At 70.9% G+C, this 24,020-nt stretch carries 23 protein-coding genes; 3 read left to right on the top strand and 20 right to left on the bottom strand.

What is annotated here, in order from left to right; translation table 11 throughout:
* Positions 1-22 precede the first annotated feature (22 nt).
* The 6 genes from AC1MEY_RS19605 to ftsH are packed head-to-tail and all read right to left on the bottom strand — an operon-like array spanning position 23 to position 5,273.
* Positions 23-499, bottom strand: a complete 477-nt coding sequence (locus tag AC1MEY_RS19605) for a DUF3180 domain-containing protein (RefSeq protein ID WP_480227085.1) — start codon at positions 497-499, stop codon at positions 23-25.
* Complete coding sequence (gene folK, locus AC1MEY_RS19610) at positions 496-1,014, bottom strand: 2-amino-4-hydroxy-6-hydroxymethyldihydropteridine diphosphokinase (protein ID WP_480227086.1); 519 nt, start codon at positions 1,012-1,014, stop codon at positions 496-498. The genes AC1MEY_RS19605 and folK overlap by 4 nt, the downstream gene beginning before the upstream one ends.
* Positions 1,011-1,388 (bottom strand): dihydroneopterin aldolase, encoded by a 378-nt coding sequence (gene folB / locus AC1MEY_RS19615; RefSeq protein ID WP_480227087.1) that lies wholly within the window; start codon positions 1,386-1,388, stop codon positions 1,011-1,013. The genes folK and folB overlap by 4 nt, the downstream gene beginning before the upstream one ends.
* Positions 1,385-2,185: a dihydropteroate synthase gene (gene folP / locus AC1MEY_RS19620; protein WP_480231571.1), complete on the bottom strand. Its 801-nt coding sequence runs from the start codon at positions 2,183-2,185 to the stop codon at positions 1,385-1,387. The genes folB and folP overlap by 4 nt, the downstream gene beginning before the upstream one ends.
* A gap of 50 nt (positions 2,186-2,235) precedes the next feature.
* Positions 2,236-2,847, bottom strand: a complete 612-nt coding sequence (folE, locus tag AC1MEY_RS19625; RefSeq protein ID WP_480227088.1) for a GTP cyclohydrolase I FolE — start codon at positions 2,845-2,847, stop codon at positions 2,236-2,238.
* Positions 2,848-2,864: 17 nt separating this feature from the next.
* Positions 2,865-5,273 (bottom strand): ATP-dependent zinc metalloprotease FtsH, encoded by a 2,409-nt coding sequence (gene ftsH / locus AC1MEY_RS19630; protein ID WP_480227089.1) that lies wholly within the window; start codon positions 5,271-5,273, stop codon positions 2,865-2,867.
* Between the two features lie 185 nt (positions 5,274-5,458).
* Between ftsH and AC1MEY_RS19635 the strand changes: the two genes are divergently transcribed.
* Complete coding sequence (locus tag AC1MEY_RS19635; protein ID WP_480227090.1) at positions 5,459-6,205, top strand: SIMPL domain-containing protein; 747 nt, start codon at positions 5,459-5,461, stop codon at positions 6,203-6,205.
* A gap of 87 nt (positions 6,206-6,292) precedes the next feature.
* Here AC1MEY_RS19635 and AC1MEY_RS19640 read toward each other — a convergent pair whose 3' ends face one another.
* Genes AC1MEY_RS19640 through dacB form a run of 5 tightly spaced genes read right to left on the bottom strand, consistent with a single transcriptional unit; the run spans position 6,293 to position 12,582 of the window.
* A complete protein-coding gene (locus AC1MEY_RS19640) occupies positions 6,293-8,557 on the bottom strand; it encodes a molybdopterin-dependent oxidoreductase (RefSeq protein WP_480227091.1) in 2,265 nt (754 codons plus the stop codon).
* Between the two features lie 16 nt (positions 8,558-8,573).
* The gene (gene hpt / locus AC1MEY_RS19645; protein WP_480227092.1) at positions 8,574-9,161 is read right to left on the bottom strand and encodes a hypoxanthine phosphoribosyltransferase; all 588 of its coding nucleotides are present in this window, start codon (positions 9,159-9,161) and stop codon (positions 8,574-8,576) included.
* Between the two features lie 60 nt (positions 9,162-9,221).
* On the bottom strand, positions 9,222-10,184 hold the full coding sequence (tilS, locus tag AC1MEY_RS19650) for a tRNA lysidine(34) synthetase TilS (RefSeq protein ID WP_480227093.1): 963 nt from the start codon (positions 10,182-10,184) through the stop codon (positions 9,222-9,224).
* Complete coding sequence (locus tag AC1MEY_RS19655) at positions 10,163-11,212, bottom strand: zinc-dependent metalloprotease (protein WP_480227094.1); 1,050 nt, start codon at positions 11,210-11,212, stop codon at positions 10,163-10,165. Before AC1MEY_RS19655 ends, tilS begins: the two co-directional genes overlap by 22 nt.
* A complete protein-coding gene (gene dacB / locus AC1MEY_RS19660; RefSeq protein WP_480227095.1) occupies positions 11,209-12,582 on the bottom strand; it encodes a D-alanyl-D-alanine carboxypeptidase/D-alanyl-D-alanine endopeptidase in 1,374 nt (457 codons plus the stop codon). Before dacB ends, AC1MEY_RS19655 begins: the two co-directional genes overlap by 4 nt.
* A gap of 160 nt (positions 12,583-12,742) precedes the next feature.
* Here dacB and AC1MEY_RS19665 point away from each other — a divergent pair, with 160 nt between their 5' ends.
* Both AC1MEY_RS19665 and AC1MEY_RS19670 read left to right on the top strand, forming a co-directional pair.
* Positions 12,743-13,231: an inorganic diphosphatase gene (locus AC1MEY_RS19665; protein WP_480227096.1), complete on the top strand. Its 489-nt coding sequence runs from the start codon at positions 12,743-12,745 to the stop codon at positions 13,229-13,231.
* 157 nt (positions 13,232-13,388) lie between these two features.
* Complete coding sequence (locus tag AC1MEY_RS19670; protein ID WP_480231572.1) at positions 13,389-13,904, top strand: 2-oxo-4-hydroxy-4-carboxy-5-ureidoimidazoline decarboxylase; 516 nt, start codon at positions 13,389-13,391, stop codon at positions 13,902-13,904.
* Between the two features lie 28 nt (positions 13,905-13,932).
* Here the strand turns inward: AC1MEY_RS19670 and AC1MEY_RS19675 are convergent, their stop codons facing one another.
* The 9 genes from AC1MEY_RS19675 to AC1MEY_RS19715 all read right to left on the bottom strand — a co-directional run bounded on the left by AC1MEY_RS19675 (position 13,933) and on the right by AC1MEY_RS19715 (position 24,012).
* A complete protein-coding gene (locus AC1MEY_RS19675; RefSeq protein WP_480227097.1) occupies positions 13,933-15,258 on the bottom strand; it encodes an acyltransferase family protein in 1,326 nt (441 codons plus the stop codon).
* 439 nt (positions 15,259-15,697) lie between these two features.
* The gene (lhgO, locus tag AC1MEY_RS19680) at positions 15,698-16,888 is read right to left on the bottom strand and encodes an L-2-hydroxyglutarate oxidase (RefSeq protein ID WP_480227098.1); all 1,191 of its coding nucleotides are present in this window, start codon (positions 16,886-16,888) and stop codon (positions 15,698-15,700) included.
* A 35-nt stretch (positions 16,889-16,923) separates the two neighbouring features.
* Positions 16,924-17,904 carry a 2-hydroxyacid dehydrogenase gene (locus tag AC1MEY_RS19685; protein ID WP_480227099.1) on the bottom strand — a complete coding sequence of 327 codons (981 nt, stop codon included), beginning with the start codon at positions 17,902-17,904 and terminating at the stop codon, positions 16,924-16,926.
* 2 nt (positions 17,905-17,906) lie between these two features.
* Positions 17,907-19,259, bottom strand: a complete 1,353-nt coding sequence (locus AC1MEY_RS19690; protein WP_480227100.1) for an enolase C-terminal domain-like protein — start codon at positions 19,257-19,259, stop codon at positions 17,907-17,909.
* A gap of 91 nt (positions 19,260-19,350) precedes the next feature.
* Entirely contained in the window at positions 19,351-20,175 is an 825-nt protein-coding gene (locus AC1MEY_RS19695) for an IclR family transcriptional regulator (protein WP_480227101.1), read from the bottom strand.
* 37 nt (positions 20,176-20,212) lie between these two features.
* Positions 20,213-20,935: a sulfite exporter TauE/SafE family protein gene (locus AC1MEY_RS19700; protein ID WP_480227102.1), complete on the bottom strand. Its 723-nt coding sequence runs from the start codon at positions 20,933-20,935 to the stop codon at positions 20,213-20,215.
* 22 nt (positions 20,936-20,957) lie between these two features.
* The gene (locus tag AC1MEY_RS19705; protein ID WP_480227103.1) at positions 20,958-21,995 is read right to left on the bottom strand and encodes an ABC transporter ATP-binding protein; all 1,038 of its coding nucleotides are present in this window, start codon (positions 21,993-21,995) and stop codon (positions 20,958-20,960) included.
* A 2-nt stretch (positions 21,996-21,997) separates the two neighbouring features.
* Positions 21,998-23,020, bottom strand: a complete 1,023-nt coding sequence (locus AC1MEY_RS19710) for an ABC transporter ATP-binding protein (protein WP_480227104.1) — start codon at positions 23,018-23,020, stop codon at positions 21,998-22,000.
* A 2-nt stretch (positions 23,021-23,022) separates the two neighbouring features.
* Positions 23,023-24,012, bottom strand: a complete 990-nt coding sequence (locus AC1MEY_RS19715; RefSeq protein ID WP_480227105.1) for an ABC transporter permease — start codon at positions 24,010-24,012, stop codon at positions 23,023-23,025.
* Positions 24,013-24,020: the final 8 nt, after the last annotated feature.

Raw genomic sequence — 24,020 nt, forward strand, 5'->3', positions numbered from 1 at the left:
GGGGCCCGACGCAGGGCCGATGCTAGTCGCGGACGGCGTCGGGATCGTCGGGCGGTTCGTCGGGCGACCTGCAGCAATGCTCCAGCCACAGCGCCCCGATCACCAGCGCCAGCGCGCTCGCCGCGGCGACCACCGCGCCGGCGGTGTCCTCGGCGGCGACCCTCAGCACGTCCCGTCGTGGCAGCAGGTAGACGACGACGGCCAGCCACCACCCGAAGACCAGCGCGCCCACCCATGCCGACGCCTTGGCGATCATGACCGAGCGCGCGACGGCGATCGGGTGCACCCGGCCCTGGCCCGCGCCGATCTCGCCCGCCGCGATCTTCGAGCGGACGTGGAAGCCCCAGCCCGCCTCGGCGGCGGCGACGCCCAGCAGCGACAGGCCCGTCCACACCGTCAGCGGCGGGAACCACCGGTACAGCGCCATCACCGCGATGTAGCCGACCACCGCGACCAGTGCCGTCGCGGCGGCCAGGTCGCGTCTGCGGGTGGGCGTCATCGGCGGCTCAGCGTCAGGTCGGTGGGTCGCACCCCGGCACGCTCGGCCGGATCGAGGGCCGCCAGCACGTCCGCCACCGGGGTCGGCACGCCGTCCACGGTGAGCGACGCGGCCGGGTCGGCCGCGAGCCACGGCACCAGGACGAAGGCCCGCTCGTGGGCGTGGGGGTGCGGCAGGGTGAGCGTCGGGTCGTCCGAGCGCACCTCGCCGCCCACGTCATGGCAGGTCACGACGTCGACGTCGAGCGTGCGCGGACCCCAGTGCGTCTCGCGCACCCGGTCGGCGGCGCGTTCCAGTTCCTGTCCCCGCCGCAACCATCCGGCACAGTCCAGGTCCGGGTCGTCGGCGATCAGCACCGCGTTGAGGAAGGGACCCTGCTCGACCCCGCCCCACGCGTCGGTCTCGTACACCGGCGACACCGCGCGGACGGCGGCGCCGAGCCCGTCGACCACCGATCGAAGATGAGCCGCCCGGTCGCCGACATTCGACCCGATCGACAGCACGACGAGACTCACGCGCCGCGTTCGCCTCGCCTCGACCGGCGCGCGACCACGGCCACGTCGTCGAACGTCAGCGGGATCGGCGCGTGCGGCTTGTGCACCGCCACCTCGGCGGCGTGCACCCGTTCGTCGGTCATCACGTCGTCGGCGATCTCGGCGGCGACGGTCTCGATCAGGTTGCGCGGCGGGCCGGCGACGATGGCGGCCGCGCGCTGCGCCAGCCCGCCGTAGTCGAGGGTGTCGGCGAGGTCGTCACTGGCGGCGGCCTTCACGAGGTCCACCCACACCGTCAGGTCGATCACGAAGTCCTGACCGTCGGTGCGCTCGTGCTCGAAGACGCCGTGGTTGCCGCGAACCTTCAACCCGCGCAACTCGATTCGATCGGTCATCGGTCCCCTTCCCAGGCCTGGAGCACCTTCAGTGCGTCGACGGTGGCACGGACGTCGTGCACCCGCACCCCCCAGGCGCCGTGCCGTGCGGCCAGCGCCGAGATCACCGCGGTCGCCGTCTCGCGGCCGTCGGGTGGCCGGATCTCGCCCTCGTCGTCGGCGAGCAGCGTCCCGAGGAAGCGCTTGCGGGACGCGCCCACCAGCACCGGGACGCCGGTGGCGACCAGTTCCGGCAGTGCGTGCAGCAGCGCCCAGTTGTGGTCGGCCGATTTCGCGAAGCCGAGACCGGGATCGATGATCAGCTTGGCGGGGTCGACGCCGGCGGCCACCGCGGCGTCGACGGCCGCGAGCAGCTCGGTGCGGACGTCGGTCACCACGTCGGCGTACTCGGGGACGTGGTGCGGACGGTCGGCGGCCACGGAGCGCCAGTGCATGAGCACCCACGGGACGCCGGCATCGGCGAGCAGTGGGGCCATCGCGGGATCGGCCCGCCCGCCCGACACGTCGTTGACGATCCGTGCGCCGTTCTCGAGTGCGGCGCGGGCGACGTCGGCGTGCATGGTGTCGATGCTGACCGCGACGTCCTCCTGCGCGAGCGCCCTGACCACGGGGAGCACGCGATCCAATTCCACCGCCGCGTCGACGCGGACGGCACCCGGTCGGGTCGACTCACCGCCGACGTCGACGACCGAGGCGCCCTCGGCGACCAGTCGCAGTCCCTGTTCGATCGCACGGTCGCGGTCGAGGAACAGCCCACCGTCGGAGAAGGAGTCGTCGGTGACGTTCACGACCCCCATCACCACCGGGGCGGTCGACGCGACGGGACTCGGGGTGGGGCGTGGCGCGTTCACCGCCGCAGGATCAGATCCAGCGCCTCGGACCGAGATGCCTTGTCGGTCTTGAACTGACCGCGCACCGCCGACGTCGTGGTGGTGGCACCCGGCTTGCGGACGCCGCGCATCGCCATGCAGAGGTGTTCGGCCTCGATGACCACGATGGCGCCGCGCGGATTGAGCTTGCGCATCAGACCGTCGGCGATCTGCGCGGTGAGCCGCTCCTGCACCTGCGGCCGCTTGGCGTACAGGTCGACCAGGCGGGCGATTTTCGACAGTCCGGTCACCCGGCCGTCGATGCCGGGGATGTAGCCGACGTGCGCGACCCCGTGGAACGACACCAGGTGATGCTCGCAGGTGGAGTACATCGGGATCTCCTTGACCAGCACCAGTTCGTCGTGTTGCTCGTCGAAGGTGGTGTTGAGCACGGTGTCCGGATCGGTGTACAGCCCGGCGAAGATCTCCTTGTACGCCCGCGCCACGCGCGCCGGGGTGTCGATCAGACCGTGGCGGTCGGGATCCTCGCCCACCGCGATGAGCAGTTCCCGCACCGCCGCCTCGGCGCGCTCCTGATCGAACTCGGCGATCGGACTGCGCACGACAGGGTCGACTTCCGCCTGCGTCATACGGTGCTCTTTCCTGGTCAGCCGGGAGGCGGCGGGGTGGGTCGGTCCTCGGCGCGGTCGCCGCGCTCCTGCTCGTCGTGCGGTGCGGGCGACGGAGCCCCGCCCTGCGGCCCGGGCTGCGGGTACTGCTGCGGCGGGTACGGCATGGGCGCACCCGGGTGCTGCGGCCAGCCCGACTGCTGGTGCGGCGGGGGCGGCGGCGGATACCAGTAGCCCTGCTGCGGCGGCGGGTAGCCGCCCTGCTGCTGCGGGTACGGCGGCTGCTGGTCCGGGCGGGGCGGCCAGCCGGGGGCGTGCCAGCCGGCGGGGGCGCCGTAGTCCGGTGCCACCGCGCCGTTGGGTGCGCCGTTGACCGGTGCCCCGTTCGCATGGGACCCGTTGCCGTTGCCGTTCTGCCCCGGGCCGTGCCCGTTGCTGCCGTTCTGCCGGGCCCGTGCCTCGGCGGCGCGGCTAGCCTCGGCGATCGCCAGCTTGAACGCGGGCTCGGGTACCGGCCGGGGCCACTCCTCGCCGCGCTCGATGGCCAGTTCGCCGGGCGTCTTGATCGGCGGCTTGTCCGACGGCACGCGGCCACCGAAGTCGTCGAACATCGTCAGACGGGGACGCTTCGCCACGTCGCCGAAGATGGCCTCGAGTTCGACGCGGTGCAGCGTCTCCTTCTCCAGCAGCTCGCCGGCGAGCACGTCGAGGACGTCGCGGTACTCGGTCAGGATCTCCCACGCCTCGGTGTGGGCAGCCTCGATGAGCTTGCGCACCTCGTCGTCGATGATCTGTGCGACCTCGTGGCTGTAGTCCGCCTGGTTGCCCATCGAGCGACCGAGGAACGGGTCACCGTGCTCGGTGCCGTAGCGCACCGCGCCGAGCTTCGAACTCATGCCGTACTCGGTGACCATCGCGCGGGCGATCTTCGTGGCCTGCTCGATGTCGGACACGGCGCCGGTGGTGGGCTCGCGGAAGACGAGTTCCTCGGCGGCGCGGCCGCCCATCGCGAAGACCAGGCGCGCGATCATCTCCGAGCGCGTCATCAGGCTCTTGTCGTCCTCGGGCACGGCGACGGCGTGACCGCCGGTGCGGCCGCGGGCCAGGATCGTCACCTTGTAGATGGGCTCGATGTCGGGCATCGCCCAGGCCGCGAGGGTGTGGCCGCCTTCGTGGTAGGCGGTGATCTTCTTCTCGTGCTCGCTGATGATGCGGCCCTTGCGGCGGGGACCACCGACGACGCGGTCGACGGCCTCCTCGAGTGCGGCGCCGGTGATGACGGTGCCGTTCTCGCGGGCGGTGAGCAGCGCCGCCTCGTTGATGACGTTGGCCAGGTCGGCGCCGGACATGCCGACGGTGCGCTTGGCCAGGCCGTCGAGGTCGGCGTCGGGCGCGATCGGCTTGCCCGCCGAGTGCACACGCAGCACGGCACGACGGCCGGCGATGTCGGGTGCCGACACCGGTATCTGGCGGTCGAAGCGGCCGGGCCGCAGCAGGGCGGGATCGAGGATGTCGGGGCGGTTGGTGGCGGCGATCAGGATGACGCCCTGGCGGTCGCCGAACCCGTCCATCTCGACCAGCAGCTGGTTGAGGGTCTGCTCGCGCTCGTCGTGACCGCCGCCGAGACCGGCGCCACGCTGGCGGCCGACGGCGTCGATCTCGTCGACGAAGATGATGCAGGGGCTGTTCTGCTTGGCCTGCTCGAACATGTCGCGCACGCGGGAGGCGCCGACGCCGACGAACATCTCGACGAAGTCCGAGCCGGAGATGGTGAAGAACGGCACCTCCGCCTCACCGGCGACCGCGCGGGCCAGCAGCGTCTTACCGGTACCGGGAGGGCCGTACAGCAGCACGCCCTTCGGGATCTTGGCGCCGAGCGCCTGGTAGCGGACCGGGTTCTGCAGGAAGTCCTTGATCTCGTACAGCTCCTCGACCGCCTCGTCGACGCCTGCGACGTCGGCGAACGTGGTCTTGGGCAGGTCCTTGTTGAGCTGCTTGGCCTTCGACTTGCCGAAGCCGAAGCCCATCCGGCCGCCGGACTGCATGCGGGAGAACATCACGAACAGGCCGACGAGCAGCAGCAGGGGCAGCAGGTAGATCAGCAGCGAGCCGAACACGCTGCCCTGGTTGACCACCGTGTTGACCTTGGCGTTCTTGGCGTTGAGCGAGTTGAACAGGTCGACGCCGTACCCGGTGGGGTACTTGGTGATGATCTGGTTGCTGTCCTCGGTGTCCCCGTTGCCGTTCTTGAGGTCGAGGCGGACCTGCTGCTCGCGGTCGTCGATCTGCGCGCTGTTGACGTTGTCGCCGTTGATCTGGGCGATCGCCACCGACGTGTCGACGGGCTTGTAACCGCGGGTGTCGTCACTGAAGTAGAAGAATGACCAACCCAGGAGCAGCACCACCGCTATCGCGGTGAGGGTGCGGATGACGTTCTTTCGATTCATCGTTTCATCGGCCAGCGAGAGGCTCGGTCACGAGCAGGTAGGCCAGGTCCTTCCGATACGCACAGGTGAGTGTTCCAGGTTACCGCTAGACCAACGAACGATTGTTCCCGAGCCGTCGGGCTGGTCGCCGGCGGGGTGCTCGAGGACGCCCCGACGCGACGGGCCGTCTCTGTAGGGTGCCTCCCATGTCAATGCGAGCGTGGGCGAACAAGCCGGCCGGAGTCCTCGTCGTCGCGGTGGCGGGGGTCGTCGTCGCCGCGCTGGCGGGATGTGACTCGGCACCGTCCGGGCCGGTCGCGGGGCCCGACGGGCCCGCCGCGCGGCAGGTCACCGTGGTCGGGTCCGGCAAGGTGCAGGGCACCCCGGACACGGTCACCGTGAACGCCGCGATCGAGTCGACGGCGTCGGATGCCACCACCGCGCTGAACCAGACCAATGAGCGCATGACCGCGGTGATCGACGCCGTGGTCGCCCAGGGCATCGACCGCAAGGACGTCAGCACCACGCAGGTCACGCTGAACCCGCAGTACGCGGACAACTCGGTCATCACCGCCTACCAGGCGAGCAACGCGATCGCGGTCAAAGTCCGCAAGGTCGAGTCGGCGTCGCCGACGATCGCCGCAGTCCAGACCGCCGGCGGCAACGCCACCCGGATCAACTCGGTCGAGTTCTCCATCGAGGACGACTCGCAGCTGGTGAAGGACGCCCGCGCCCGCGCGTTCGACGACGCCAAGGACCGCGCCCGGCAGTACGCCGACCTGTCCGGTCTGAACCTGGGCAACGTCATCTCGATCACCGAGGCCGGCGCCGACACGCCGCCGCCCATGCCGATGCCGCGCTACGGCGCGATGGAGGCCGCGTCGGCTCCCCCGCTCGAGCCGGGTCAGCAGACCGTCGGCTTCTCGGTCACCGTCATCTGGGAACTCGCCTAACTTCTCCCCGCGAGCAGACGCAAAGTTCCCTCTTTTCGGCCGAAACAGGGAACTTTACGTCTGCTCGCGGGTGGAATTGCCAGGGAACTAGGCCGGGGAGATCTGCACCGGGATGCCGTTGAGCACCGCGGTGCCCGACAGCGGGTCGATCGACGTGCCGTCGTTGAGCTGGTTGACGTTGACGCCCGGATGACCGGCGGCGACGGTCTGCCGCACACCGTCGCGGTCGTGGCCCCAGCCGTGCGGCAGCGACACCACGCCGCGGCGCAGCGCATCGGTCAGTTCGACCGGCGCCTCGAGTTCGCCGCCGGGCCCCTTGATGCGGGCGCGGTCGGTGACGCCGAGGTCGGCCGCGTCGTCGGGGTGGATCTGCAGGGTGCACCGGTTGGTGCCGCCGGACAGGGCGGGCAGGTTGTGCATCCAGCTGTTGTTGGAGCGCAGGTGCCGGCGGCCGATCAGCACGAAGTCGTCGGCGCCGCGGGTCAGGGCCGAGCGCAGCCGGGCGACGTCCTCGACGATCGACGGCGGTGCCAGTTCGACCTTGCCCGACGGAGTGCGGAGCACCTCGGTGAGTCGCGGCCGCAGCGCGCCGAAGTCGATGCCGTGCGGGGTGTCCTTGAGCCGCTGCAGCGTCAGGCCGTCCGGGCGGGCGCCGAACCAGTCGCCGTACGGTCCCACCCGCAGCATCATGTCGAGCCGGCGCTCGTAGCCACGGCCGGGTGCGAGCAGCTCCACCAGCTCGGCCGGGTCGCGGCCGGCGACGGGTGAATCCGGGTCGGCGGTCTCCTTGGCCAGCGTCGCCGCGATCACCTGCTCGTCGACGAGTGCGGGGTCGGCGAACGGTCCGAGGCCGTACAGGATCAGCGCGATGCGCGACAGGATCTCGGGTTCGTCGGGCCGGCCGGGCGGCAGGTCGACCGCGGGCGGCGAGTAGCGCGCGTTGTTGCGGACCGGCGTGCTGCTCAGCGCCACGTCGAAGTGCGCGCTCTGCGACGGCGGCGGAGGCGGCAGCACGACGTCGGCGTGGCGGGTGGTCTCGTTGAGGTAGGGGTCGATGCTGAGCATGAAGTCGACCCCCTCGAGCGCCCGGCTGAGCCGGTCGCCGTCGGGTGCGGAGAGCACCGGGTTTCCCGCGATCGTGACGACGGCCCGGGCCTGGCCCTCGCCGGGCGTCTCGATCTCCTCGGCCAGCGCGGTCGCGGGCAGTTCCGAGAGCACCTCGGGGTGACCGGACACCCGGCTCTGCCAGCGGCCGGTGCGAAAGCCCCTGCCCGGCTTGGGCGGTCGCGGCGCGGCCGAGACCGGGGACTGGGGGAACATGGCGCCGCCGGGGCTGTCGAGGTTGCCGGTGAGGACGTTGACGACGTCGACGAGCCAGCTGCCCACGGTGCCGAACTCGACGGTGGAGGTGCCCATCCGGCCGTACACGACGCCCGACGTCGCGGCCGCGAGTTCGCGTGCCAGGGTGCGGATCTCGTCGGCGGGCACGCCGCAGTAGTCGGTGACGGCCTCGGGCGAGAAGTCCTCGGCCAGCGCGCGCACCTCGTCGACGCCCACCACGTGGTCGGCGAGCGCGCCGAGCGTCACGAGGTCCTCGTCGAACAGTGTGTGGACGACCGCGAGCAGCAGGGCGGCGTCGGTTCCGGGCCGCGGGGCGATGTGATGGTCGGCGAGGTCGGCGGTGCGCGTCCGCGCCGGGTCGATGACCACCAACCGGCCGCCGCGCTTGCGCAGCGCCTTGAGCTTGCCGGGGAAGTCCGCGACGGTGGCCAGGCTCCCGTTGGACACCAGCGGGTTCGCGCCGATGACGACGAGGTGGTCGGTGCGGTCGACGTCGGGCACGGTGAAGGCCAGCGGGTTGCCGAACATCATGCCCAGCGACACGTGCTTGGGCATCTGGTCGAGGGTGCTCGCCGAGAACGTCATGCGGGTGCCGAGGCCCTTGATGACCAGCGGGACGTAGAGGCCGCCCGCGATCGTGTGGGCGTTGGGGTTGCCGACGTACACCGCGACCGACGGTCCGCCGTGGTCGCGCAGCACGGCGCCCAATCCGTCGGCGACGGCCTGGAAGGCCTCGTCCCAGGTGGCCTCGACGAGTTTGCCGTCGCGGCGGACGAGCGGTGCGGTGAGCCGGTCCGGGTCGCCGTCCAGTTCGCCGAAGCTCGCGCCCTTGGGGCAGACGAAGCCCGCGCTGAACACGTCGTCGCGGTCACCGCGGGCGGCGGTGACCGTGCCGGCGTCGATCGTCAGCACCAGGCCGCAGGTGGCCTCGCAGAACGGACAGATCCGCAACGCGGTGTGGGTGTGGTCCGCGGCGGCCGAACCGGTCTCGGCGACTGGGGCTGAGGTCACGTCACGCTCCTGACGATCAGGGGTTCTCGTACACCTTCGGGTCGAGGGTGCCGATGAAGGGCAGATCGCGGTAGCGCTCCGCGTAGTCGAGGCCGTAGCCGACGACGAACTCGTTGGGGATGTCGAAGCCCACGTAGTCGACGTCGAGTTCGGTGCGCACGGCGTCCGGCTTGCGCAGCAGCGTGCAGACCTTGAGCGACCGGGGGTGCCGGGTCGCGAGGTTGCGCAGCAGCCAGGACAGCGTGAGCCCCGAGTCGATGATGTCCTCGACGATCAGCACGTCGCGGTCGTTGATGTCGCGGTCGAGGTCCTTGAGGATGCGCACCACACCGGACGACGACGTCGCCGAACCGTAGGAGCTGACCGCCATGAACTCGAGCTGGGTGGGCATCGGGATGGCGCGCGACAGGTCGGTGACGAACATGACCGCACCCTTGAGCACGGTGACCAGCAGGAGGTCCTGCCCGTCGGGGCCGATCGTCTCGCGGTAGGACTCGGCGATCTCCTGGGCGAGTTCCCCGGTCCGGATCCGGATGTCCTCCTCGGACAGCAGGACCGATTGGATGTCACCCGGATACTGCTCGTCGGCACTATGGGCTGGCACGGGTTCAGCGTGCCACGTCCGGATCGCCGCGACCACACCGACGCCGGATCTCGCGTGGCGTCACACCGGTTCGTCGTGCAGCACGAGCCGGCCGGCGCGGCGCGCGGCGAACAGGCGGCGGCCCCGCAGCCGGGATCCGACGGCCACCCCGCCCTGTCCGCGCCAGTCGGTGATCAGGACGTCGATGCCACGGATCTGCTTGTCGGTCAGGCCGGTCGCGCCGCCGTCGAGCAGCCAGCCGCGGATGACGCGGCGCCGGATCGACGCGGGCAGCCCGGTCAGCCGGGCCGTCTCGAGCGTCCCGTGCTCGGCGATGTCGGCCAGCTGTAGGCCGGCCTGCTCGTCGAGGGTGTCGGTGTCCTCGCGCAGGGCGGCGGCGGTACGGACCAGCGCCTCGGCGACGCCACCGCCCAGCACGTCCTCCAGCAGTGGCAGCACCTCGGCGCGCAGACGGGCGCGGGTAAAGCGCGGGTCCGAGTTGTGCGGGTCCTGCCACGGTGACACCCCCAGCTCGGCACACGCCGCGCGCGTCGCGGCGCGACGCACCCCCAGAAGAGGCCTGCCCCACGGCGGGCGGTACGGCAGCATGCCGGCCAGCGATCTCGGGCCGGACCCGCGACCCAGACCGAGCAGGACGGTCTCGGCCTGGTCGTCGAGCGTGTGCGCCAGCAGCACCACGGCGTCGCCGCGGGCCTCGTCCAGCGCGGCGTACCGGGCGGTCCGGGCCGCGGCCTCCGGGCCGCCCGCCGATCCGACGGTCACGGCGATCACGCGGGCGTCGACGCAGCCGAACCCGAGGGCGCGGTCCCTGGCGTCGGCGGCCACCGCGGCCGAGCCCGGCTGCAGACCGTGGTCGACGATGAGCGCGGTGGTCGGGCGCAGCCGCGCCGCGACGGCGGTCAGCGCGAGCGAGTCGGCGCCACCGGAGAGTGCGACGCACCAGGGGTCGGGGCCGATGCCGTGTGCACGTTCGAAGTCGAGGACCGCCCGTCGCAGCGCGGTCAGAGAACCCTGTCGATCCATTTCCGCGGTTCGTCGACTTCGCCGGGCAGCGGCAGGGTGTCGGCGTTCGTCCAGACGGTGTTGAAGCGGTCCATCCCCACCGTGGACACCACCTCGTCGACGAAGGCCTTGCCCCGGGTGTACTGGCTCATCTTGGCGTCGAAGCCGAGCAGGGCGCGCAGAACCCGTTGCAGGGGTGGCTGTTTGCGCTGGCGACGGTCGTTGAACCGGCGCCGGATGGTCGCGACGGACGGCACCACGGCCGGTCCGACGGCGTCCATCACGTGGTCGGCGTGGCCTTCGAGGAGGGTGCCCAGGACGAGCAGCCGGTCGAGGGCCGCGCGCTGCGGCTCCGACTGGATGGCCCGCATGATCCCGATGATTCCCTCCGAGTTCGGTTGTGCCGCATCGCCGCCCGCGCGCCGCTCCCTGACGAACTCGCTCAGCCGTCCCGCGACGGCGCCGACGTCCTGTCCCGCATCGTCGGTGAGGACGGCCAGCGCGCCCGACATGTGGTCGGCGAGCCACGGATTGGCGCGGATCTGCACTCGGTGGGTGACCTCGTGCAGGCACACCCACAGCCGGAAGTCGGACGGGTTCACGCGCAGGTTGCGCTCGACCGCAATGACGTTCGGATAGACCAGCAGCAGTTCGCCACCATTGGCGGCGAACGGGTCGTACTGCCCCAGGATCCCCGACGAGACGAACGCGAGCACCGCCCCGGTCTGCGCGCCGGTGACGCGGCGGGTCAGGAAGCCGCTCGCCGCCCCCTCGTCGCCACCGGTCATGATCCGCATGGACTGCGTTGCGGCACCGACCCATTCGCCGCGGTCGATGATCCTGGCCTCGGTGACGGCGGCGCCCTCGTTGAGCCCCGTCACCTCGCGGACGGGCTGCTCGGCACGCCGCGCCGACTCGGCGAGTTCGTCGATCGCCTGGCGGCGGGTGTACTCGGTGGTGGGTGGCACCGGCCGGACCAGCTTGCGTCCGACGGTCGCCGCGAAGTCCCAGTCGACGGTGCGCCCGACGGTCGGCGTCGACCCGCTCACGAGCTGCACCCGCACGAGCTGAGCGCCGTGGCCAGGGCGTCGAGCGAGGTGCGTCCGGTGGGCCCGGCCGCGTTGGAGATGAAGGTGAAGGCGAGCACCCGGCCGCCGGCGTCGGTCACGATGCCCGCCAGCGCGTTGGTGCCGGTGAGCGAGCCGGTCTTGGCGCGCAGCAGGCCCGCGGCGTCGGTGTCGAGGTAGCGGTTGGACAGCGTGCCGCTGCCGCCCGCGATCGGGAACAGGTCGACCAGTGGGCGCAGTCTCGGCTCGTCGGGACCGGCGGCGGCGGTGACCACCTCGTCGAGCGTCTCGGCGGTCAGACGGTCGTCGACCGACAGGCCGCTCGCGTCGCGCAGCACGGCACCCCGGGTGTCGACGCCCGCGGCGCCCACCTCGTCGAGCACGGCGCGCGCGGCGCCGTCGAAGCTGACGGGCTTGTCGCGGGCCATCGCGACCTCCCTGCCGATGCTCTCGGCCATCACGTTGTCGGAGGCGTTCATCATGTCGCGCAACCGTTCCATCAGGGGTGGCGACTCGACCGAGGCGACCCGCACGCCGTCGCGCAGCGGCGTCCGGACCGGTGCGACGGTGGCCGGATCGACCCGGAGTGCGACGGCCAGCGCGCGGCCGGCGTCCAGGCCGGGGGTGAACGAGCGGACCGAGTCGTAGCTGACCGGCTGGGTACGGCCGCCGTCGAGCATCACGGACTCCATCGGCGCGATGTCGCCGTACTGGATGTCGAGCGGATCCCAGCCCGGTGCCAGCGTGGGTCCGCTGTAGGCACTGAGGTCGACCTTGACGACGGTGGCCCGCACACCGGCCTTGCGCACCTGGTCGGCGAGATCGCTGATGCGGGCGGCACCGCGGTACCAGGTCGGCGTCTTCGGGCCCGCCGCCGACAGCGTCGGATCCCCGCCGCCCCTGAGCACCACCAGCCCCGGGACGTCGGGGTCGGTCAGCACGGTGGTCTCGAGCGTCGCGTCCCGATCGAGCGCGAGCAGTGCAGCGGCGGTCGTCACCACCTTGTTGGTCGACGCCGGCTGCATCGGCAGCCCGGGCGCCTGGGCCCACAGTTCCTCGCCGGTGATCGCGTCGGTGATGCGACCCGTCAGCCGGCCGAGGTTCGGGTCGGCGACGAACGGGGCAAGCGTGGCCTTCAGCTTCGCGGCGGACGGCTTGGGCGCGGCGTCGCCGAGCGGGAACAGCGCGGGTTCGACGACGGCGGGTTCCGGTTGCGGCCGCACGGACTGCGCCTCGGTGGACCGGCCGCCCGCGGCGAAGACCGCACCCACCGCGACGACCGCGGCCACCACGAGCAGCACCGCCACGCCGAGCAGGACGTGGGTGGACCGACGCCACCGGGTGGGCCGCATGACACTCCTGGTTTCGTGGGCGCCCGCGGTGGGTCGCGGTCGGATTCCGCGGAGCAGCGCCCTGAATTGACAGGGTATCGCTCGTCTATGGTTGACCCCGCGACGTCAGGCGACGTCCGCGCCGATGCATTCACCTGTGAGAGACGAAGGAGCCGCGACCGTGGAGTTCGAGGTCGTCATCGAGATCCCCAAGGGTTCGCGCAACAAGTACGAGGTCGACCACGAGACCGGCAAGGTCAAGCTGGACCGCTACCTGTACACGGCGTTCGGCTACCCCGCCGACTACGGCTTCATCGAGAACACCCTCGGCGAGGACGGCGACCCGCTGGACGCGCTGGTGCTGCTGCCGGAGTCGCTGTTCCCCGGCGCCGCGCTCGACGCGCGCCCGGTCGCGATGTTCCGGATGACCGACGAGGCCGGCGGTGACGACAAGGTGCTGTGTGTGCCCGCCGGCGATCCGCGCTGGGACCACGTCCAGGACGTCGGCGACGTCGACCAGTTCGAACTCGACGCCATCAAGCACTTCTTCGTCCACTACAAGGACCTCGAGCCGGGCAAGTACGTCAAGGCCGCCGACTGGGTCGGCCGTGCCGAGGCCGAGGCCGAGGTCACCGCGTCGATCGAGCGGTTCAAGACCACCGGTCACTGACCGCCGTCCGCCACGCCGAACCGGAGAGTCACGTCGTTCTCCGGCCGCGATCACGACACCGGCTTCCGGCTCGGCGCATCCAGTCGGGTGATTTAGCACCCGCGTAACACGGGGTAACGCGTACGCCCCATCCACCTTCGATCATGTAGTCGTGTTCATGCATCAGGGGATCGGCCTCGACGCGTTCAATGCGTGGCCCGAGCGCAAGGCCGTGCACGCCCTGTACGAATGCTGCAACAGCATGCCGATGGCGCGCAGCCTCGCCGCGGGCCGTCCCTACGACAGCCACCTGGCGCTGTTCCGCCACGCCGACGCGCTGCTGTTCTCGATGGCGGAATCCGCCGTCGACCAGATCCTCGACGCCTGCCCGCACGTGGGGCGACGGCCTCGCAGCCCGCGCAGCCAGGCCGAGCAGTGCTCGGTCTGGGACGACGACGAGTCGGTGATGTCGGCGCTGTCGGACGGTGCCCGCGACTACGCCACCCGTTTCGGCTTCGGGTTCGTCATGTTCGTCGACGGGGCCTGCGCGAGCGACGTGCTGCGCACGGTGTCCGACCGCATGCACAACGACGTCGAGACCGAGCGCAAGGTGGTCCGCAACGAGCTGGCGCGGATCAACCGCACCCGCCTGGAGCGCATGCTCGGCCCGGAGGGTGGCTACCAGAACTGGTAGCCGCCGGTCGCGGGACGCCCGCGCCCGTCTAGCTCGTCTTCGGCAGGCTGCCCGCGGTGGCCAGCTCGGGATCGTGGGGCACCGCGACCTTCTTCTTGCGGAACTTCTTCGCCCACTTCATCACCGGCTTCTCGACGCCGTAGTAGGTGATCGAGGCGACCGCGATGGTCGCGACCAGCAGGAGCACGACGTTGCGCCACATGCCCCACGTGGTGTCGCCGGCCATGAGGCCGAGGCGGCCCAGCAGCAGGATCAGCGGGAAGTGCCAGAGGTAGGCCGACAGCGAGATCTCGCCGACGTAGCGCATCGGTCGTGCGTCGAGCCAGACCGCGAGCCGGGTCTTCTCCCCGCGGGCCAGCGGGGCGACGATCGCGAGGATCATCAGCGCCGCGACGACGCCGACGCCCGCGGTGGTGAACTGGTTCGCGACCACCAGCAGGACCGCGGAGACGGCCAGCATCGGCACGATGCCCGCGGCGGACAGCACGCGCACCCGGCGGCTGATCCCCTCGCGCAGCGCGCCGCGTTCGATCGCGACGAACACGACTGCCGCGAACATGCCGAGGGCGAAGTTGTCGGCGTTGGTGAGGAAGCTCTTGGTGAACACGGCGGCCCAGTTGGGGCCCCAGTTCAGCAGCATGAAGTCGGTGGTCCCGGCCTGGGCGAACACCAGCGGGATGAACGTTCGGCCCGCCAATCCGATGACGAGGAGCAGCGCGGGTGCCAGTGCCGCCAGCACCAGCGGGTTCATCGAGATCCGCTTGCGCAGTGCGAACAGGGCCCAGCCGAGCAGCGGCAGCGACGCGTAGAACGCGTACTCGAGCGTCAGCGACCACGCCGGATTGATGCCGGTCTGGATGTACTGCGGGAAGTAGGACTGGGTCAGCGTGAGATTGGCGAGCAGCTGGCCGGGGTCGGTGATCATGCCGGTGCCGTCGTCGGTGCCCAGCGGCTGCAGCGCCGGGTTCTCCACGTAGGACACCCGCAGCAGGAAGTTCACGATCAGGAAGATGACGATGTAGACCGGCATGATGCGCGCGATGCGGTGCACCGCGTAGTCGCCGGTGTTCGGCATCTTGGCGACCGAACGCTCGTCGGCGAGGTTGCGCACGTAGGGCAGGAACAGCAGGAAGCCGCTCAGGACGAAGAAGTAGACCAAGGAGAAGCCGAGCAGGCTGGTCATCCACGTCTCGGCGGTGTTCGGCGAGTAGTGCCCGGTGACGTGGGTGATGGCGATCGACAGACAGAGCAGCCCACGGACGCCGTCGAGACCGATGATGCGGGCGCGCACTCGGCCGGGAGCACCCGTCGCGGCGCGCGGGGCCGCGGCCTGCGCTTCCAGGTTTCGGGTCATCGGCCGGGCCTCCTGCTGCTGTAACGCCGACCACACCGGAATTAGGGGAATGTCTGGTGGGTCTTCACGGGGGATATCACTGCTGATCGTACGGATCGAACCGAAGGTATGAAGCGTGTGAATTTTCCATAACCTACGTATAACCATTTGCTAGCTTGCCTGCGAATCACGCGACAATGCGTGACCAGCACGTCAAATTAAGTTTCGCCGCACCCGTCAGACGATAGCTGATGAGTCTGTGTCAACACAGTCCCGAGACGATTCCGTAAGCATTTCGGGGGACCGAATGGTGACACCGATTGCCATTATTGCCATTTGCGAGCGATAGCGAATTCGGCGAATCCCGCATTTGGCGCGTCCGACCTGCGGATTCATTGACTTCGACAGTAACCAGCGAAGTTCGGCGACGCACGCTCAGATCAGCTGAGGGTGTTCAGCGTCACGTCGTCACCAACGTGGCGACGTGGCGTGCGATCGGGAGTGCGGCGGTGGCGGCGGGCGACGGGGAGTTGAGCACGTGCACCATCCGGTCGGTGCGCTCGACCACGAAGTCGTGGACGAGCGTGCCGTTACGCCGAACCGCCTGCGCCCGGATCCCCGCGGGATGAGGGAGGAGGTCCGCCTTGGTCAGCTCCGGGGCGTACCTGCGACATTCCCGTAGGTAGCTGCCCTTGAACGCGGAGTTGCGGATCTCCCGCAACCCGAGCGCGACGTTCGCTCGGGCCACTCGCCAGGTGCCGGGGAAGCCGGCCATGTCGGCGACGTCACGCAGGTCCACCGACAGCTTGGGGTAGCCCTCGCGCGACAGGCCGAGCACCGCGTTCGGCCCGACGGTGATGCGTCCGTCGATGGTCGGGCTGAGGTGCACGCCCAGGAACGGCAGCGTGGGATCGGGAACCGGATAGATGAGCCGCCGGACGAAGCCGGCGCGCTCGTCGGGCAACTGGTGGTACTCGCCGCGGAACGGCACGATGCGGACGTCGGAGGTGACGCCCGCCATCGCGGCGATGCGGTCCGCTTGCAGGCCCGCGCACGCCACCAGCCGGTCGCACGCGAGTTGGTCGGTCGAGGTGGTCACCGTCACCCGTGCGGAGCCCTCGGAGATCGCGACGACGCGCTGGCCGGTGCGGATCACGCCACCCGCCGCGATCACCAGTTCGGCGAGGCGGCGGCAGACGAGGCGGTAGTCGACGATGCCGGTCCGGGGCAGGTGCAGCGCTGCGAGACCGGTGATTCTGGGTTCGAGGTCGGCGAGTTCGGCGGCGGTCACCCGCTGGTGCTCGATGCCGTTGACCACGGCGCGCTCGGCCAGCGCGTCCATCCGGGCGACCTCCGCGGGCTCGGTCGCGACGATCAGCTTGCCGCACTCGTCGAACGGGATGTCGTTGGTGGCGCAGAAGTCCTTGGTGGCCCGCTCCCCCGCCTTGCAGAGGGTTGCCTTGAGACTGCCGGGCTCGTAGTAGATGCCCGAGTGGATGACGCCGCTGTTGTGGCCGGTCTGGTGCCGGGCGACCTCGTCCTCGGCCTCGAGGACGACGACCGTCGCGTCGGGTTCGTCGCAGAGCAGGCGGTGGGCGGTGGCCAGGCCGACGATGCCCGCGCCGATCACGCAGTATCCGTAGTGGGCCATCGCCGGTGAACTCTAGTGGCGTCGCGGCTCGGGGGTCAGCGCGTCACCAGGTTGCGCAGCGGCTCGCCGCGCGTCAGCCGTCCGACGTTGGCGGCGATGTCGTCGACGCGGCCCCGGAACGTGTCGGTGGTGATGCCCGACGAGTGCGGCGTCGCCAGCACGTTCGCGAGTTCGGTGAACGGCAGGTTGGCGGGTGGCGTGGTCGCGCCCGGGCCGGTCGGATAGCGGTACCAGACGTCGATCGCGGCGGCCTTGACGGTGCCGTCGACCAGTGCGTCGTAGAGCGCTCGTTCGTCGACGAGTGCGCCCCGTCCCACGTTGATCAGGACTCCGTCGGCACCGAGCGCCCGCAGTTGCGCGCCGCCGATCATGCCGGTGGTCGCCGGGGTGAGCGGGGCCGACACCACCACCACGTCGCTCTCGGCGAGCAGTGCGTCGAGCCTCGAGACGTCGCCCGCCCAGTCCAGGCCGTGGGCCGCGGGATCCAGCCGTCCGGATCCGGTGACCGCGGCGCCCGACGAACCGACCGCGCGGAACAGTTCCCACGCGCACTGGCCGATGTGCCCGAACCCGACGAACCCGATCCGGCTGTCGCGCAGGGTGATCGGTTGGGGGATGGCGTCGTCGTAGACCGGGGTCGCCCACACCCCGCGGCGCAGTGCCCGATCCTGGGCGAGGAAGTCGCGACGCAGCATGGTCGCCGCGGCGAGCACGTACTCGGCGATCGATCGCTCGTGGTGGAAGGTGTTGGCCACCTCGACGCCGTCGGGGAGCGCCGCGAAGTCGACCCGGTCGGTGCCCGCGCCGGCGACGTGGACGAGCCGCAGTTTCTCCGCCACGGCGGCCATGTCGGCGGTGAAGCGACCGCCGACGTAGACCTCGGCGTCGCGGAGGTCGGCCGGCAGGGTCGCGGGCTCGGCGCCCGGTCGCCACACCGTGGTGCACCCGGCGGGCAGCGCGGCCTCGAGACGGCCGCGGTGGGGCACCAGGTTGGTATCGGCGACCAGGATCTTCACGGTCAGTTCCGCTGCAGCGCGGGCCGCTTGGAGTCGAACGTCCAGCCGGGGACGAGGTACTGCATGGCGGCGGCGTCGTCCCGCGCGCCGAGCCCCTCGGCCAGGTACAGCTGGTGGGCGGCCGCGACGGCGTCCTCGTCGAGTTCGACGCCGAGGCCGGGCGCGTCGGGGACGTCGAGGTAGCCGTCGACGATCTCGTAGGGCGCCGTGGTGATGCGCTGGCCGTCCTGCCAGATCCAGTGCGTGTCGATGGCGGTCACGTCCCCCGGTGCGGCGGCCGCGACGTGGGTGAACATGGCGAGCGACACGTCGAAGTGGTTGTTGGAGTGCGATCCCCAGGTGAGTCCCCATGCATCGCACAGCTGCGCCACCCGCACCGAGCCGGCCATGGTCCAGAAGTGCGGATCGGCCAGCGGGATGTCGACGGCGCCGGACCGGATCGCGTGACCCATCTCGCGCCAGTCGGTGGCGATCATGTTGGTGGCGGTCCGGAGGCCGGTCGCGCGCTTGAACTCGGCCATCACCTCGCGGCCGGAGAAGCCCGCCTCGGGGCCGACCGGGTCCTCGGCGTAGGCGAGCACGTCGGCGAGTTCGCGGCACGTCGTGATCGCGTCGGCGAGCAGCCATCCCCCGTTGGGGTCCAGGGTGATCCGGGCGTCGGGGAAGCGGTCGGCGAGGGCGATGACGGCCTTGGCCTCGTCGGCGGCGGGCAGCACGCCGCCCTTGAGCTTGAAGTCGCGGAAGCCGTAGCGGTCGCGGGCGGCCTCGGCGAGGCGGACCACCGCCTCGGGCGTCAGCGCCTCGTCGTGGCGCACCCGCATCCAGTCGTCGGCGTCGGCGGCTTCGTCGGCGGCCGACCGGTAGGCGAGGTCGGTCCTGGTCCGGTCGCCGACGAAGAACAGGTAGCCGAGCGCCTGCACGCGCGAGCGCTGCTGGCCCTCGCCGAGCAGTGCCGCGACGGGCACCTCGAGATGCTGGCCGAGCAGGTCGAGCAGTGCCGATTCGACCGCGGTGACGGCGTGCACGGCGACGCGCAGGTCGAAGGTCTGGGCGCCGCGGCCGCCGGCGTCACGGTCGGCGAACGCGGTGCGCATGTCGGCGAGCACGGCGTGGTGGGCGCCGACGCTGCGGCCCTCGACGATGGTGCGGGCGTCCTCGAGCGTGCGCTGGATCGCGCCGCCGCCGGGGACCTCGCCGACGCCGGTGCGGCCCTCGGAGTCGGTGAGGATCACCAGGTTCCGCGTGAAGAAGGGGCCGTGCGCGCCACTGAGGTTCAGCAGCATGTCGTCGTGTCCCGCGACCGGGACGACCCGCATCTCGGTGACGACGGGAGTGCGGGGGTTCGAGCTGCTCATGGCGCCACCCTACGATCGGGATCAATGCACGTCCAACACTGATCTGGCATGGATTGATGCCGACGGCGCATCGCCGCAACGGACGGTGTCATCACCGGAACCACTTGTCGCCGTTGGCCACCGGCCGCAGGACGCGGGTCACCTTGTCGCCCACCGCACACAGCGCGTCGACGATCTCCCGCTCCCGGGCGGGCGCGAGTCGCGCGAGCGGTACCGAGGCGCTGATCGCGTCCTGGGCGGGCCGGGTGTACCGCAGCGCGACCGCGAAACACCGGACGCCGGCGGTGTTCTCCTCGTCGTCGGTGGCGTAGCCCCGCACCATCGCGGTGCCGAGTGCGTCGTCGAGTGCGGCGCGATCGGTGAGCGTCCTCGGCGTGACGGCCTCGAGCACCTCGGGCAGGTGCCGGTCCCGCTCGTCGCCGAATCGATCGGCGAGCAGCGCCTTCCCGAGCGCGGTGGCGTGCGCGGGCAGTCGACGGCCCACGCGGTTGGTGGTGCGCTGGTACTGGCGCGACTCCCGGGTGGCCAGGTACACCACGTCGGTGCCGTCGAGCCGCCCCAGGTGGAACGTCTCGTCGTGGTCGTGGCGCAGTTCGTCGAGGAACGGCGTGATCATCGGCAGGTACGGATCGCTGTCGAGATAGCTCGTGCCCACCAGCAGCGCCCGGATGCCGATGCCGTACAGCGTCCCCGAGTCGTCGGCGCGCACCCACCCCTCGGCCATGAGGGTGCGCAGCAGCGCGTGCGCACTGCTGCGCGGCATGTCGAGCGCCTCGCTGATCTCGCGGATCCGGGTGGGCCGGTCCTGCCGGGCGGCCAGGAACTCCAGCAGTTCGACGGTGCGCACGGCCGACTTGACGCCCGAACGCGAGGCCGGTGCCGGCACGGCCCGCGGCAGGGGGTCGGGCGCGGCCATCACGCCACCCTCGTGCGAAGCCGGGGCCGACGGTGCGTCACGTGGCCCAGACCTGCTGCACGACGAGCACCGCGGCGCCCAGCGCCGACACGGTGATCGCGGTCCACCGCTGCCTGCGCTGATCGAGGAGCCGATTGGCCCACCGCGACAGGACGTAACCGGCCACGCAGACGGGCAGCAGCATCGCGAACGTCGAGAACGTGTGCCCGTCCACCGATCCGGTCAGCCAGAGCATCCCCAGCGACAGCAGCGATCCGATGAGGAAGAAGCTGCTCATCGTGCCGCGCAGCTCCGGACCGGTGCTGCGCTGCCACACCAGCGCCATCGGCGGGCCGCCGATCGCCGTGGCGGTACCGAGGACGCCCGACGTCGCCCCGGCCAGGACGAGGTTGCGGCGGCGCACCTCCGGCACCCAGCCGAGGCTGGTGATCAGCACGCCGCCCAGGACGACGGCGGCGATCAGGATCGCCAGCGCCCGTTCGGGAATGGCGGCCAGCAGGAGCGCCCCCGCGACCGTGCCCGGCACCCGGCCGAGCAGCGCCCACCCGGTGCCGGACACGTCGATCGCCGTGCGTTCGCGGATCACCACCATCAGGGTGACCAGCGTCGCCAGCATGATCAACGTGCCGGGGATCAGGCCGGGGTCGACGATGGCCACCACCGGCGCCGCGAGCATCCCCATGCCGAAGCCGATGGAGGCCTGCAGACAGGACGCCAGCAGGACGGCGGTCGCGATGACGGCGTACGCGGCGACGCTCATCGGGGGCTGTCACGGTCGGTGCTCACGCGGTGTGGGACAGGGCGGCCCGGTCCTCGGACAGCGGGTGGTGACACTCCCCCACGTGTCCGGCGGCCGCCAGGTCCAGCGACAGCGGCGGCCGCTCCTGGGCGCACACGTCGGTCGCCTTCCAGCAGCGGGTCCGGAACCGGCAGCCCGACGGCGGGTTCATCGGCGAGGGCACCTCGCCCTTGAGCAGGATGCGATCGCCGCGGCTGGCGGCGTCCAGCTTGGGCGCGGCGGACGTCAGCGCCGCGGTGTACGGGTGCTCGGGCCGCTCGAACACCGCCTCCGTGGGCCCGGATTCGACGATGCGGCCCAGGTACATCACGGCCACGCGGTCGGCGACGTGCCGCACCACCGAGAGGTCGTGGGAGATGAACACGTAGCTGATCCCGAGCTGCTGCTGCAGGTCGTTGAGCAGGTTGAGCACCTGCGCCTGCACCGACAGGTCGAGCGCGGACACCGGCTCGTCACATATGATGACGTCGGGGTTCAGGGCGAGTGCGCGGGCGATGCCGATGCGCTGCCGCTGACCGCCGGAGAACTCCTGGGGATACTTGTCGACGGCCTTGGCGCCGAGGCCGACGAGGTCGAGCAGTTCGCGAACGCGGTTGTCGCGGTCGGACTTCGACGCGTGCAGCGTGCGGTGCGTGCGCCACGGCTCGGCGATGAGGTCGCCGGCCGACATGCGGGAGTTCAGCGAGGCGTACGGATCCTGGAAGACCATCTGCACGCGGCGGCGGAACTCGAGCAGGTCCTTGCCGCGGAGGCCGAACGGGTCGATGCCGTCGAACGTCACGGTGCCGGCGTCGGGACGCTCGAGCATCATCAGCGTCCGGGCCAGAGTGGACTTGCCGCAACCGGATTCGCCGACGAGTCCGAGTGTCTCGCCGCGGGCCAGGTCGAGGTTGATGCCGTCGAGCGCGCGCAGCACGTTCTTGCCGCCCCCGTGCCCCTTGCGTCCACCGGGCACCCGGAAGTGCTTCTCCAGGTCGCGCACGGTGAGCAGCTGGTCTGCCTGCTGGGTGGGATCGGACATTCTCAGACCTCCTTGGGGAAGTGGCACGCCGACTGCCGCGTGGCGCCGACCGACTGCAGCTGAGGCCGCGTCGTCACGCAGATCTCGGCGGCCAACGGGCACCGCGCCTGGTAGACGCAGCCCGTGGGCACCGAGTGCAGGTCCGGTGGGGAGCCGCCGATGGACTTGAGGTGCGCGCCGCGCTCGGCGTTGACGGGGACCGAGTCCAGCAGCCCCTTGGTGTACGGGTGCTTCGGGTCGGCGAACACCTGCGCGACGGGGCCGGTCTCGACGACGGTGCCCGCGTACATCACGGCCACCTTGTCGGCTTCCTCGGCGACGAGCGCGAGGTCGTGGGTGATCAGCACGACCGCCATGTCGAACTCGGAGCGCAGGCTCTTCAGCAGCGCCATGATCTGCGCCTGCACGGTGACGTCGAGTGCGGTGGTGGGCTCGTCGGCGATCAGCACCCGCGGGTTCAGCGCGACGGCCATCGCGATCAGCAGGCGCTGGCGCATGCCCCCGGAAAACTGGTGCGGGTAGCTGTTCAGCCGCTCCTCGGGCTGCGGGATGCCCACGCGCGTCATCAGTTCGACGGCCTTGGCCTTGGCCTCCTTGGCCTTCATGCCGTGGTGGATGCGGAACGGCTCGGCGAGTTGGGTTCCCACGGTGTACAGCGGGTTGAGCGCCGTCAGCGCGTCCTGGAACACGATGGCGAGTTCGGTGCCCGCCATCTTCCTGCGCGTCTTGCGATCGGCGGCCAGCAGGTCTGCGGTCTCGTCGTGTCCGGTGAGGTACGCGGTGCCGTCGGTGACCTCGGCGACGGGTTCGAGCAGGCCGACGAGCGCGGTGGCCGTCATCGACTTGCCGCAGCCCGACTCGCCGAGCAGCGCCAGCGTCTCCCCGCGGTGCGCGGAGAACGAGACGTGGTCGACGGCGCGGACGGTGCCGGTGATGGTGCGGATGTCGACGGTGAGGCCCGCCACCCGAAGTGCGGGATCGGCGTCGACTCGTTCGGATCGCGGGTGCTCGGCAACGGCGGTCATCTTCACAGGGCCTTTCCGGTCTTGGCGAAGCGGGACAGGCGCTTCTGCGGGACGGTGAGGCGCCAGCGCTGCGCCGGGTCGGTGGCGATGCGGGCCCACGCCGCGAGGATCGTGGCGGACACCGTCGTGATGACGATGGCGAGGCCGGGGAAGAACGACAGCCACCAGGCGGTGTGCAGGTAGGTGCGGCCCTGCGCCACCATCAGGCCCCAGCTGACGTCGGGTGGCTGGATGCCGATGCCGAGAAAGCTCAGTGAACTCTCCGCCAGCATCACGTAGCAGAAGTCGAGCGTGGCGACGGTGAGCAGTGTCGGGAGGACGATCGGCAGCACGTGGCGCATGATGATCGACCGTCCGCTGGCGCCGAAGGTCCGTGCGGCGTCGACGAATACCCGCGTCGACAGCTCGGCCGACTCGGCGCGTGCGGTACGCAGGTACACCGGGATGCGGGTGACCGCCAGGACGAGAACGATGTTGGCGGCGCTCGGCGAGAAGACGTAGAGCACGACGACCGCGAGCAGCAGCGACGGGAAGCTCATGATGACGTCGGCGATGCGCATGGCCAGCGTCTCGCGCCAGCCACGGTAGAAGCCGGCCCACATGCCGACGATCGACCCGATGATCGCCGAGATCAGCACGGCGGGAATGGCGACCGAGAGCGTGGTCTGACAGGCGACGACGAGCCGGGCGAACATGCTGCGGCCCAGCGGGTCGGTGCCGAGCACGCCGGCCCAGCCGTTGGCCAGCGTGAACGGCGCCTGGTTCGAGTTGTCGAGGTCGATGGTGGTGGCGAGGTTGCCCATCAGCATCGGTCCGAACGCGGCGGTGAGGAACACCAGTCCGAGGACCACCGCGGCTGCGGCGGCCACCCGGTCGTTGACCAGCAGCCGGAACCACACGGCGCCTGCGGACTTGCGTGCCCCGCCGCGCTCGGCCTCGCCGACGATGGGCGTCGTGGGCTTGACCGGGACCAGGTCGATGTGAGTGCTCATGGTCGCTC

The organism is Mycobacterium sp. PTI7 (assembly GCF_056679845.1).

Coding starts and splice junctions, on each gene's coding strand:
- folE (WP_480227088.1), bottom strand. CDS start 2,847: ATGACGCAGGCGGAAGTCGACCCTGTCGTGCGCAGTCCGATCGCCGAG.
- AC1MEY_RS19715 (WP_480227105.1), bottom strand. CDS start 24,012: ATGAGCACTCACATCGACCTGGTCCCGGTCAAGCCCACGACGCCCATC.
- AC1MEY_RS19605 (WP_480227085.1), bottom strand. CDS start 499: ATGACGCCCACCCGCAGACGCGACCTGGCCGCCGCGACGGCACTGGTC.
- AC1MEY_RS19675 (WP_480227097.1), bottom strand. CDS start 15,258: ATGACCCGAAACCTGGAAGCGCAGGCCGCGGCCCCGCGCGCCGCGACG.
- AC1MEY_RS19695 (WP_480227101.1), bottom strand. CDS start 20,175: ATGGCCGCGCCCGACCCCCTGCCGCGGGCCGTGCCGGCACCGGCCTCG.
- AC1MEY_RS19700 (WP_480227102.1), bottom strand. CDS start 20,935: ATGAGCGTCGCCGCGTACGCCGTCATCGCGACCGCCGTCCTGCTGGCG.
- AC1MEY_RS19690 (WP_480227100.1), bottom strand. CDS start 19,259: ATGAGCAGCTCGAACCCCCGCACTCCCGTCGTCACCGAGATGCGGGTC.
- lhgO (WP_480227098.1), bottom strand. CDS start 16,888: ATGGCCCACTACGGATACTGCGTGATCGGCGCGGGCATCGTCGGCCTG.
- tilS (WP_480227093.1), bottom strand. CDS start 10,184: ATGGATCGACAGGGTTCTCTGACCGCGCTGCGACGGGCGGTCCTCGAC.
- AC1MEY_RS19705 (WP_480227103.1), bottom strand. CDS start 21,995: ATGTCCGATCCCACCCAGCAGGCAGACCAGCTGCTCACCGTGCGCGAC.
- AC1MEY_RS19635 (WP_480227090.1), top strand. CDS start 5,459: ATGTCAATGCGAGCGTGGGCGAACAAGCCGGCCGGAGTCCTCGTCGTC.
- dacB (WP_480227095.1), bottom strand. CDS start 12,582: ATGCGGCCCACCCGGTGGCGTCGGTCCACCCACGTCCTGCTCGGCGTG.
- ftsH (WP_480227089.1), bottom strand. CDS start 5,273: ATGAATCGAAAGAACGTCATCCGCACCCTCACCGCGATAGCGGTGGTG.
- AC1MEY_RS19710 (WP_480227104.1), bottom strand. CDS start 23,020: ATGACCGCCGTTGCCGAGCACCCGCGATCCGAACGAGTCGACGCCGAT.
- folP (WP_480231571.1), bottom strand. CDS start 2,185: ATGGGGGTCGTGAACGTCACCGACGACTCCTTCTCCGACGGTGGGCTG.
- folB (WP_480227087.1), bottom strand. CDS start 1,388: ATGACCGATCGAATCGAGTTGCGCGGGTTGAAGGTTCGCGGCAACCAC.
- AC1MEY_RS19670 (WP_480231572.1), top strand. CDS start 13,389: ATGCATCAGGGGATCGGCCTCGACGCGTTCAATGCGTGGCCCGAGCGC.